Origin of the sequence: Zhihengliuella sp., from assembly GCF_031178195.1 — a bacterium.
Lineage (GTDB): Bacteria > Actinomycetota > Actinomycetes > Actinomycetales > Micrococcaceae > Zhihengliuella.
Window position 1 is genome coordinate 235,444 of sequence record NZ_JAPSJL010000003.1, and the last position, 11,564, is coordinate 247,007.

The following is an 11,564-nucleotide window of genomic DNA, read 5'->3' on the forward strand; positions in this document are numbered from 1 at the left end:
ACTTCTCCCCATGGCGCGGGTTTTTATTCCGTCGTTAGAATGAGTGCCCGGAGACGTCGTCTCCACTCTGCTGCTGCGCGTGGGGGCGCGCCGCCAGCGGTCACCGCACTCGTCTCGACACCTGAGGAAGTATCCCGACATGTCCCCGAAGAAACCCGGCGCGTCTCTGGCCACCACGGCGAAGAGCACCGGTTTCAAGGCGACGGCTGTCGGGGCCGCCGTGGCGCTCACCGTCACCGGGGCCGTCCTCTACCCGGGGTTCGAGACGGCGGACGTGGACCTCAACGACGGCGGCGTCTGGGTGGTCAACAAGTCGATCGGCAAGATCGGGCACGTCAACTACCAGTCCAAGGTCCTGGACGGTGGTCTCGTCACGCCGCTGTCCAACTTCGACCTCGCCCAGGACGGCGACCGGGTGCTGGTCCGCAACCTCGAGCAGGCCTCCGTCACCACGATCGACCCGGCGATGGTCCAGTTCGCCGGCGACAACAACCTCCCCGCCAACTCCTCGTTCTCCTTCGGCGGCGGCGTGGTCGCCGTGACCGACGACGAGCGCGGCGTCGTCCGCGCCGCGACGGCCGACCGGCTCTCGGAGTTCGCCTCCCAGGACGCCGACCCGCTGCTCGAGTCCGAGGGCGACGTCGGCGCCGTCGTCAGCGTCCAGGACGTCGTCTGGACCGCCGACTACGAGACGGGCGAGCTGGCCAGCTTCGCCTTCGATGACGAGGGGGTCGCCCAGCCCGGCGAGGCACGCACCATCCCGGAGCTCGCCGAGCTCACGGAACCGCAGCTGACCACGGTCGGCGACGTCGCCGTCGTCTTCGACGCACCCACCGGCAGCGTCTACACCTCCGCCGGCGGCGACGCGGTCGTCGAGAACGCCGCCAACGCCCGGATCCAGGCCCCGGGCCCGGAGGACGACGCCGTCGCCGTCGCGACCGGCAACACGCTCGCCATGGTCGGCCTCGACGGGCGCGACATCGACTACAAGCAGCTCGAGACCGCGGGCACGCCGATCGAGCCCGTCCGCGTGGGCACCTGCACCTACGCCGCCTGGCAGACGAGCGGCGAGTACCTGCGCGACTGCGACGACGACGCCCAGGACCAGTCGGCGCTGATCCCCGACATGGTCGACGGCGCGGAGCTCGTCTTCCGCGTGAACCGCGACGTGGTGGTCCTCAACGACATCGCGAACGGCCAGGTCTGGCTGCCCAACGAGGGCATGGAGATCGTCAGCAACTGGAGCGATCTGGAGCCGCCCGCCGGTGAGGGCGAGTCGACCGAGGAGGAGACCAAGGAAGTCACCGACGCGATCGAGCTGCCCAACCGGACCGAGGAGAACCAGGAGCCGCTCGCCGAGCCGGACCGGTTCAGCGTCCGGCCCGGCCGCACCACGGTCCTGCCCGTGCTCTACAACGACGTCGATCCCGACGGCGACCTGCTGACCGCCTCCCTCGAGGGGGAGCCGCCTGCCATCGGCGACCTGCAGCCCATCCACGACGGCACCGGGTACCAGATCGTGGTCCCCGAGGACGCGAGCGGAACGGCGTCGTTCACGTACCGGGCCGACGACGGGCGCGGCGGCACCGACGTCGCGCAGGTGACGCTCACCGTGGTGGATCAGGAGACCAACGAGCCGCCGAAGCAGGAGCGCGTCACCACGCTCCGCGTGGGCCAGGGCGAGTCCGTGACCCAGAACGTCCTGACGGACTGGTCCGATCCGGAGGGGGACCACCTCCAGCTGCTCGGCGGCACCAGCGAGGGCGACGACATCATCCGCGTCCGCCCGGACGGGACCATGAGCTTCCAGGACGACGGCAAGCGCGTGGGCCAGAAGGAGGTCGCCCTCCAGGTCTCCGACGGTGAGGAGAGCACCCAGGGCCGCGTCCTGATCGAGGTCCTCGCCGAGTCGACGGTCCCGCCGATCACCGCGACGGACCACGTGGTCGCCGAGGTCGGCGAGCAGGCGACCTTCACCCCGCTGGACAACGACCGCGACCCGACCGGCGAGGGGCTCCGCCTGGCGGCCGTGGACGAGGTGCAGGGTCTGGAGATCTCCACGAACTCGGAGACCGGGGCCGTGACCGTCGCCGGCGAGCGAGCCGGGACCTACTACGCCAAGTACGTCGCCACGAACGGTCCGGCCAGCGCGCCCGGGCTCGTCCGCATCGACATCCGGGAGCCGGCGGAGAACCCCGAGCCTCCCGTCGCGGTCCGCGACGTGGCGCTGCTGCCCGCGGGTCAGGACGTCCTGGTCAACGTGCTCGGCAATGACACGGACCCGGCAGGCGGCGTGCTCGTCGTGACCGGAGTCGAGGCGGACGGCGAGGCGCCGTTCTCCACGAGCATCGAGCGCAACGCCTTCGTCCGCATCACGGACGTGCGCGGGACGACCGCGCCCGCGACCATCCATTACACGGTGTCCAACGGCTCGCAGGAGGCCACCGGCGAGATCACCGTGACGCCCATCCCGGCACCCCCGAGCATGGACCCGCCGCAGGCCAACGGCGACACCGCCGTCGTCCGGGCCGGTGATGTGGTGACCGTCAACGTGCTCGAGAACGACGTGCACCCGAACGGGGCCGAGCTGACGCTCCTGCCCGAGCTGAGCGAGACCGACGACCTCGGCGAGGGTTCCCTCATCTCCGTCGCCGACGACTCGATCCGCTTCCGCGCCGGCGACTTCGGCGGCAGGTCCCAGCAGGTCTCCGCGGTCTACACCGTCGCCGGGCCCGACGGCCAGGAGGCCAGTGCGCAGGTCACGTTCAACGTCCAGCCCGCGGCCGACGCCACCTCGCTCGCGAACAATGAGCCGCCCAACGCCGCACCCGTGCAGGGCCGCGTGTTCGCCGGCAGCAGCACCAATGTGCAGATCCCGATCGACGGGATCGACCCGGACGGCGATTCGGTCTCGCTCGTGCAGTTCGGCGAGTCACCGAGCCTGGGCACGGCGAAGATCCGCGGCAACTCGATCGACTACACGGCGCACGAGAACGCGACCGGCACCGACGAGTTCACCTACGTGGTCGAGGACCGGCTCGGTGCCCGGTCGACCGGCACCATCAAGGTCGGAGTCGCCCCGCTCGCCGAGTCCAATAACGCGCCCGTCGCGATCAACGACTTCATCACGGTCCGGCCGGACCGTCCCGTCGCCGTCGATGTCATGAACAACGACACCGACCCCGACGGCGACGCGATCGCCCTCATGGGGGAGGTCGAGTCCGCCACCAGCACGGACGCAGAGGTGATCGAAGGGCGCGTCGCGCTCACGTCCCGTCCGGATGACGGGACGACCTCGGTGCGGTACTCCGTCACGGACGGCCGCGGCGGCACCGCCTCGGCGACGCTCACCGTGCAGTCGGACCCGGAGGCCAAGCTGCTCGCGCCGATCGCGCGCGACGACAGCGTGGGACTCGACGAGGCCATCGGCGAGGAGGAGGTCGTGGTCGACATCCTCCGCAACGACGAGGACCCGGATGGTCGGTCCGACCAGCTCGAGGTCGGGCTGCCCGACGATCCGGAGTCGGCCCGCGTGACCGACGAGGGGCTGCGCGTCCGGGTGCTCGAGGAGGCACAGGTCATCGCCTACACGGTCACGGACCCGGACGGCCTCTCCTCGACGGCCTTCGTGTACGTCCCGGGTGTGGGGGCGGCGCGACCGATCCTGCGCACCGACCTGAACCTGGAGGTCAAGGCGGGGGAGACCCTCCCGCTGAACCTGGAGGACCTGGTGCTGGTGCGCGACGGCCGCTCGCCGCGCCTGACCACAGACGACAAGGTGAGCTCCGCGCCGGCCAGCGACGGCACACTGGTCCAGTCGGCCACCGAGCTGGAGTTCACTCCGCCGGCGGACTTCGCGGGCCCCGGCTCGGTGACCTTCGAGGTCACGGACGGCTCCGGCCCCGACGACCCCGAGGGCCTGACCTCGGTGCTGACGGCACCTGTGAACGTACTGCCCGCGGAGGGGCCCGCCGATCCGGACAGCCAGAACCCCGAGACCGAGTCCGACGAGGAGGAGCCGGAGGAGGAGACCGAGGAGCCGGACCCCGAGAACTTCCCGCCGACGCTGCAGGCGAACGCCCTCAACGTCGGCCAGGGCGAGGAACCGACCCGGATCGACCTGCGGCTGGCGGCGAACGACCAGAACGAGGAGGACGTGCCGAACCTGCAGTTCGCCGTCGAGTCGGTCGACATCGCCGGCGTCCAGGCCGAGATCGTGGACGGACACCTGCTTAGCGTCAGCGCGCCGCCGAACACCGAGCGCGGGACCCGCGGGACCATCACGGTCTCCGTCACCGACGGTGTCAACGCGCCCGTCACCGCCGCGATGGCCGTGACGGTGACCGGATCCACGCGCGAGCTGCCCGTGGCTGTCGCCGACCGGGTGGACGACGCCCATCAGGGCCGGACCGAGGTCGTCGATGTCCTCGCGAACGACCACAACCCCTATGAGGGGGAGGGCCCGCTGCGTCTCATCAGCGCACGGGTGACCGGTGGCTCGGCGATCGCTACCACCGACTTCCAAGGGGCGGCGCACCAGTCCGGGACGGCGGATGTGCGGGGCGACAGGGTCGCCATCACGCCGAACGACGGGTTCGTCGGCACCATGCGCGTCGAGTACACGATCGGCGATATCACCGAGGATCCGCAGCGCAATGTCTCCGGCACGGTCACCCTGAACGTCAAGGGCGCGCCGGCCGCCCCGGGCGTGCCGCGCATCGAGTCGGTCGGCGATCAGCAGGCGGTCCTCACCTGGGACGCGCCGGCCAACAACGGATCGGAGATCACCCACTACACCGTCGCTGGCGGAGGCCACACGCAGCAGTGCGCCACCACGACGTGCACCATCCGGCCCTTGACCAACAACCAGACCTACAACTTCACCGTCACGGCCACGAACGCCGTCGGGGAGTCCCGCCCGTCGGCGGCCTCGGCCGACGCGCGCCCGGACGTCGAGCCCGAGCGGCCGGTTGCCCCGGTCGCGACGAGCGGGGACCAGCAGATCGGCGTCAACTGGACCGCGCCGATCAGCCGCGGGTCACCCATCCGCAGCTACACGCTGGAGATCTCGCCGGCCCCGGCCAGCGGTGTCGCGCAGGTCACCGGCGTCACCGGGACGTCGTACGTCTTCAAGGGGCTGAAGAACGGTACCGCTTATCAGGTCCGCGTCCGCGCGGTGAACGACGCCGAGCGGCCGTCCGAGTGGAGCCCCTACTCCGCCTCGACCGTCCCGGCCGGCAAGCCGTTCAAGCCGGGTGCGCCGACGGCCTCTCGCGCAGAATCGGCCGTCGACGGCGGCGTGGTCAACGTGGCGTGGAAGGCGCCCGGGGCCAATGGCGCCGCGATCCAGGGATATACGCTGCGCGTCTACAGCGGCGGATCGGTGGTCCGCACTATCGAGAAGATCCCCGCCAACCAGCTGAGCCAGACGGTCACCGGGCTGAGCACCAATAAGTCGTACTCGTTCACGATCTCGGCCCACAACAAGGTCGGGGACTCGGGCCAGAGCGCCCAGTCCGTTGCCGTGACCCCGTACGGTCGGCCCAAAGCCGTTCAGAGCGTCACCGCCAAGCCCACCGGCCAGAACCGGCGGATCGAGCTCAATTTCAGCGCGCCGGCAGCCAACGGATCCACGATCACGGGTTACCAGTACTCCACCGACGGGGGTGCCTGGAAGTCCTTCGCCGGACCCGGCGCGGTCATCGACGTCGGCAGCAACGGCGATCCGCACACGTGGCGGGTGCGTGCCCTGAACGCGGCCGGTGCCGGTCAGCCCAGCCCGCCGAGCAACAACACCAGTGCCTACGGGCCGCTGCGGGACAACGCCAACATCAGCAAGTCGCACGGTGACCACTGGGTGGAGTTCCGCTGGAACACAGGGGCTGGAACGTACAACGGTCGAAAAGTCGATCTCCAAGTCACGATCGGTGGCAACGCCACGGCGAACGACGGCGTCCAGCGGGTGAACAACCTCGGGTACAGCACGTCGCGCACGATCAGGATCGTCGCGACCGACGCGGAGGGCCAGCGGAGGAGCTGGGAGGCCACGGAGAAGACGAACCCGAAGCCGCAGCGGAAGGTCTCGCTCGCGAAGGGAGACCTGAACAACTCCTACGATGGCTGCGGCACGAGGTGCTACACGTTCCACGTCAGCATCGAGAACTTCAACCCGGGCACGTACCGGGTCGACTGCTACAACCAGAACGGGAAGTTCAACACCTATCCGCACACGATGTCCGCCGGAGGCGACGGCCGGGGTTTCAAGAACGTCCAGTGCGTGAACCAGGAGGGCTACGCCATGCCGGTCTACGTCATCGTCGACGGAACGAGATCCAACGATGCGCGATGGTAGCGCCGTGAACTGCCGACGGGTCGGGGTTGGGCCGCCGGGCGCGACAGGCTTCCGCACCCCGACCGCCAGACCAGCCACGACCACACCGCATTGTGCGTCCGGCGCTCCGCGCGCCGTGATGATTTTCGACTCCGAGGAGACCCCCGCATGACCATGACCGCTGAGCAGGCCACCTGGTTCGCCGAGACGTTCGACAAGCTCGTGGCCAACGTCGGCACCGCCGTCCTCGGCAAGGACGAGGTGGTGCGGCTGGTCCTGACCTCCATGCTGGCCGAGGGGCACATCCTCCTCGAGGACGCACCGGGCACGGGCAAGACCATGCTCGCCCGCACGCTGGCCGCGACGGTCAAGGGCACCAACTCGCGCATCCAGTTCACTCCGGACCTGCTGCCGTCCGATGTCACCGGCATCACCATCTACGACCAGGCGACGCAGAAGTTCGAGTTCCACCGCGGGCCCATCTTCGCCAACCTCGTCCTGGCCGACGAGATCAACCGTGCCTCGCCGAAGACCCAGTCCGCGCTCCTCGAGGTCATGGAGGAGGGCCGCGTGACCGTCGACGGCGTGACCCACGGCCAGTACCGTCCCTTCATGGTGATCGCCACCCAGAACCCGATCGAGCAGGCCGGCACCTACCGGCTGCCCGAGGCCCAACTGGACCGCTTCCTCATGAAGACGTCCCTCGGCTACCCGGGCCGCGCGGCGACGGTCGAGGTGCTCTCCGGCAGCGCGGCCCGCGACCGCTCCGCCGCCGTGCACCCCGTCATCACCACCGAGGCCGTCGCCGACATGGCCGACCTGGCGACCACCGTCCACGCCGAGGACTCCGTCCTGGACTACATCGCGCAGCTCTGCGAGGCCACTCGCGAGGCGGCCGAGACTCGCCTGGGCGTCTCCGTCCGCGGCGCCATCGCCATGGTCCGCGCGGCCAAGGTGTGGGCCGCGGCGGACGGCCGCCACTACCTCATCCCCGACGACGTGAAGGCCCTGGCGCCCTACGTCTGGACGCACCGACTGGTGCTCGACCCGGAGGCCGAGTTCACCGGGGCGACCGCCGAGGGCGTCATCTCCGCCGTGGTGCAGAAGGTGCCCGCCCCGACCCGTCGTGGGGTGCCCGGCACGACGTCGGAGGCGACCACCGATCGGCTCTCCGGGGCCGCGCCGGCCAGCAGGGCGGAGGCGCGCGCGCAGACCGCCGGTGCAGGGGCCGCCGCCGGGACCGGTGCCGCCGCCGACGCGGGCCGGGGCGCGGGCGAGGCATGACCGCACCCCTGAAGGGGCGCTGGCCGACGTTCCGACCGCGTCGCCCGGGGGCGCCTGACACCGGACCGGGCGGCACGGGCGGCGGGAGCGACGGCGGGGCCCGCCGGGGAAGGCAGGCGGCGGCCCGCGAGCGGGCCCGCGCCGCCCGCGGCGCGCTCCGCCAGGCCCACACCCGCTCGGTGTCCGCCCTCAAGGAGGGCAACGACGTCGTCCGCGACTACGCGCACCCGTACGTCGAGCGCTATGCGCCCCGCGTTCGGCGCGTCGTCGAGCCGCTGCGGGATCTCGTCTCGCCGCTCGGCGCCGTCGTGGCCGCCACCGCCGTCCTCCTGTGGGCTCTCGGCGTGGTCTTCGGCTGGTTCGAGGCCGTCCTCGGCGGCGTCATGGCCGTGCTCCTCCTGCTGCTGGCCGTGGCCTTCATCCTCGGCCGCGCCGAGTTCCGCGTGGTGCTCGACGTCGCCCGCACCCGCGTGGCCGTCGGCGACCGCGCCGTCGGTGCCATGACGGTGGCCAACGCCGGCCGGACCGGCTCCAGCCCCGTCTCGATGGAGATGCCCGTGGGCCGCTCCGTCGCCGAGTTCGCCATCCCGCGGCTCGCCCCGGGGGCGGAGCACGAGGAGCTGTTCACGATTCCGACGCGGCGCCGCGCGGTCCTGCCTCTCGGACCGGTGCGGTCGGTGCGGGAGGACCCCTTCGGGCTCCTGCGCCGCCAGGTCCGCTGGACCGAGGAGCGCGAGCTGTTCGTCCACCCGCGGACGGTCAAGCTCGACGGCGCCAGCGCCGGCTTCATCCGCGACCTGGAGGGCATGCCGACCAAGGACCTCTCGCCGTCGGACGTCTCCTTCCACGCGCTGCGCGAGTACGCCCCCGGGGACGACCTGCGCCACGTCCACTGGCGCTCGACGGCACGGGCCGGCAAGCTCATGGTCCGCCAGTTCGAGGAGACCCGCCGCTCGCACGTGGCGATCGCCCTGTCCCTGCACCTCGACGAGTACGGACGCGACGCGGACGCCGCCGCCGAGGACTTCGAGCTCGCGGTCGCCGTCGCCGCGTCGATCGGGCTGCAGACCAAGGCCGACGAGCGCAAGCTCTCCGTCATGACCCAGGAGGGCCCGGTGCGCACCGAGACCGCCCGCCAGCTCCTCGACGGGCTGACCCGCATCGAGTCTCGGGCCACCGGGCGGCGTGGGATCGTCGAGGTCTCGCGTGCCACCGCCGACGCGGTGCCGAACGCGTCCATCATGTTCGTGGTCACCGGCGCCGCCGCCACCGCGCGGCAGCTGCGCCAGGCCAGCATGCACGTGCCGGCCGGCGTGCGCGCCATCGCCCTGCGCTGCGGCCTGGGCCTGGAGCCGGCCCGCAACACGATCGGGGAGCTCACCGTCCTGACCATCGGCTCCCTCGACGAGCTCGGACTCGTGCTGCGGAAGGCGATGGCATGAGCGGATACCCCGAATCGATGTCCGGCAGGCGCTACGCCATCGACGCGGCCTGCATCGGCGCCGCCCTGGCCCTGGGGCTCCTCGGCCTGTTCGACGCCTACGGCGGGAGCGCCCAGTTCCTGCTCGCCGCGTTCGGAGGCCTGGCCGCCGGCCTCGGCCTGGCCTGGGCCAACCGCCACTACCGGCTCGGCTTCTGGACCACCGCCGCCCTGCTGCTGCTGAGCTACCTGGTCCTCGGCACGCCGCTGGCCACGCCACGGGAGGCGTTCGCCGGCGCGCTGCCGACGCTGGACTCCCTGCGGACCCTCGTCACGGGCGTCGCGCTGTCCTGGAAGGACATGCTCACGGTCGCGCCGCCGGTCGGCGCACTCGGGGGCGTCCTGATCGTCGCGTTCCTCTCCGCGCTGCTGTCCTCCTTTTCCGCCGGCCTGCTGGCGTGGCGTCGGATCTCGCCCTTCTGGACCCTGATCCCGCTGCTGGCGATGTACGTGGTCGGCATCGTCTTCGGCACGCAGGGCGTCCCGCTGCCGCTGCTGCGCGGCCTGGCGTTCACGGCGATCGTCGTCGGCTGGCTCGCCTGGCGCCGACGCCTGAACCGCGTCAGCGCCGGCCGTCTGGCCGGCGGCGACGCGCACGGCGAGACGGGCAGCACGACCACGGGCCGCTGGGGCACCGTGGCGGGCAGCGCCGTCGTCCGTCGGGTGGTGGGCGGCGCGGCGGTCCTCGCCGTCGCCGGCGGGCTGACCGCGGTCGCCGCTCCCTGGTTGGCGGGGGAGAACCCCCGCCAGGTGCTGCGCGACGCCGTCGATCCTCCCGTGGACCTCTACGACTACCCGAGCCCCCTGACGAGCTTCCGCCGCTACGTGAAGGACATGGCGGAGGAGCCGCTGTTCACGGTGGAGGGGCTGCCCGAGGGCCGGCGCGTGCGCCTGGCCGCGCTGGGCTCCTACAACGGCATGGTGCTCAACGTGGACCCGTCCTCGGGCGGTAACTTCGCGCCCGTCGGCGACACCACGGACATCCGCTCCGGCACGACGGCCGCGGGCCGTGAGGGCGGCACGCTCGAGATCCGGATCGAGGCGTACGACGGCGTGTGGCTGCCGGGCGGCGGCAAGCTCGCCGGGCTGGAGGTCTCCGGCGACGGATCCGAGCGGCTCTCGCGCTCGCTGTTCTACAACGACGAGCTGGAGACGGCGCTGAGCACCACCGGGTTGCGCGAGGGCGATGTCTACACCGCCCAGGTGCTCTTCCCCGCCCGTCCCTCCGACGAGGAGCTGGCCGAGGCGCGCTTCAGCGAGGAACGGATGCCGGACCTGCTGAATGTCCCACCCGCGGTGACGGCCAAGGCCCCGGACTTCGTGGGGACGGCGGCGGACGACTTCGGCCGGGCCCGGAACCTCGAGGCCGCCCTGAAGACGGGCGGCTACTTCTCCAACGGGACCGAGGGGCAGGTCCCCTCCCTCTCCGGCCACGGCGCCGGGCGGCTGAGCCAGCTCCTCGACGCCGAGGACATGATCGGCGACGACGAGCAGTACGCCGTCGCGATGGCCCTCATGGCACGCGAGCAGGGGATGCCCGCCCGTGTGGTCATGGGCTTCTACCCGGAGGAGTACGCCCCCGGGGAGCCCGTGGCGATCACGGGGTCCGACGTGCACGCGTGGGTCGAGATCGCGTTCGAGGAGCATGGCTGGGTGGCGTTCGACCCCACCCCGGACGAGGACCAGCAGCCGACCCCGCCCGAGCAGGAGCCGAAGTCCGTGCCGCAGCCCCAGGTGCTGCAGCCGCCGCCCCCCGCCCAGGACGAGGCGGACCTCCCGCCGGAGACGGCCCCCGAGCCGCAGGACCTGGAGAACGAGCCGCTGACGTTCTGGGAGCGCTGGGGCACCGTGATCCTGGTGGTGGGGATCTCGCTCGGCACGCTGCTGCTGCTCATGGCGCCGCTGCTGTTGATCGCGGCGCTCAAGCTCCGGCGGCGTCGGCGCCGGTTCACGACCGGGACCCGCTCCGAGCGTCTCGGCGGCGGCTGGCACGAGGTCCTCAGCCAGGCGGCCGACCTCGGCGTGGTCCCCGCCGTCGGGGCGACCCGGCGGGAGTCCGCCACCGCGCTGACGGCCGGCTTCCCCGCGGCCGGCCTGTCCGTCGCCGCCCTGGCCGCGCGCGCCGACCGGGCCACGTTCGGCGCCGAGGAGCCGACGGAGGAGGAGATCGCCCGCTACTGGGACGACGTCGACGGGCAGCTGCGCTCCATGACGGAGCCGCTGGGGTTCTGGCAGCGCCAGCGGGCGAAGTACTCGCCGCGCTCCCTCCTGCACGACGCCGCCACCCGGCTGGCCGAGCGCCGCGCGGCCGCCCGGTCCGCGGCGGGCGGCCCGGTCGCCGAACGGCTCGGCGAGTGGTGGCGGCGCGCCGCCGACGCGGTGCCCGTCCCCGGCCCCAACCGGCCCCCGCGTGGTGGAAACCGCACCGGGGTCCGTAAAGTAAACGCAGACGCACCGAAGGAGTAGTGA

4 protein-coding genes are annotated in these 11,564 nt (G+C 71.9%); all 4 read left to right on the forward strand.

Annotated features, from left to right (window positions below):
- Positions 1-139 precede the first annotated feature (139 nt).
- Positions 140-6,352, forward strand: a complete 6,213-nt coding sequence (locus tag RIN46_RS06110; RefSeq protein WP_309080362.1) for an Ig-like domain-containing protein — start codon at positions 140-142, stop codon at positions 6,350-6,352.
- A 147-nt stretch (positions 6,353-6,499) separates the two neighbouring features.
- Entirely contained in the window at positions 6,500-7,615 is a 1,116-nt protein-coding gene (locus tag RIN46_RS06115; protein WP_309080361.1) for a MoxR family ATPase, read from the forward strand.
- Positions 7,612-9,057 (forward strand): DUF58 domain-containing protein, encoded by a 1,446-nt coding sequence (locus RIN46_RS06120; RefSeq protein ID WP_309080360.1) that lies wholly within the window; start codon positions 7,612-7,614, stop codon positions 9,055-9,057. The genes RIN46_RS06115 and RIN46_RS06120 overlap by 4 nt, the downstream gene beginning before the upstream one ends.
- Positions 9,054-11,561, forward strand: coding sequence for a transglutaminase domain-containing protein (locus tag RIN46_RS06125; protein ID WP_309080359.1), 2,508 nt, complete (start codon positions 9,054-9,056; stop codon positions 11,559-11,561). The genes RIN46_RS06120 and RIN46_RS06125 overlap by 4 nt, the downstream gene beginning before the upstream one ends.
- The last annotated feature ends 3 nt before the right edge of the window (positions 11,562-11,564 follow it).

Excerpts from the sequence above, each read along its gene's own strand:
- RIN46_RS06110 (WP_309080362.1), top strand. The coding sequence starts at position 140 with ATGTCCCCGAAGAAACCCGGCGCGTCTCTGGCCACCACGGCGAAGAGC.
- RIN46_RS06115 (WP_309080361.1), top strand. The coding sequence starts at position 6,500 with ATGACCATGACCGCTGAGCAGGCCACCTGGTTCGCCGAGACGTTCGAC.
- RIN46_RS06120 (WP_309080360.1), top strand. The coding sequence starts at position 7,612 with ATGACCGCACCCCTGAAGGGGCGCTGGCCGACGTTCCGACCGCGTCGC.
- RIN46_RS06125 (WP_309080359.1), top strand. The coding sequence starts at position 9,054 with ATGAGCGGATACCCCGAATCGATGTCCGGCAGGCGCTACGCCATCGAC.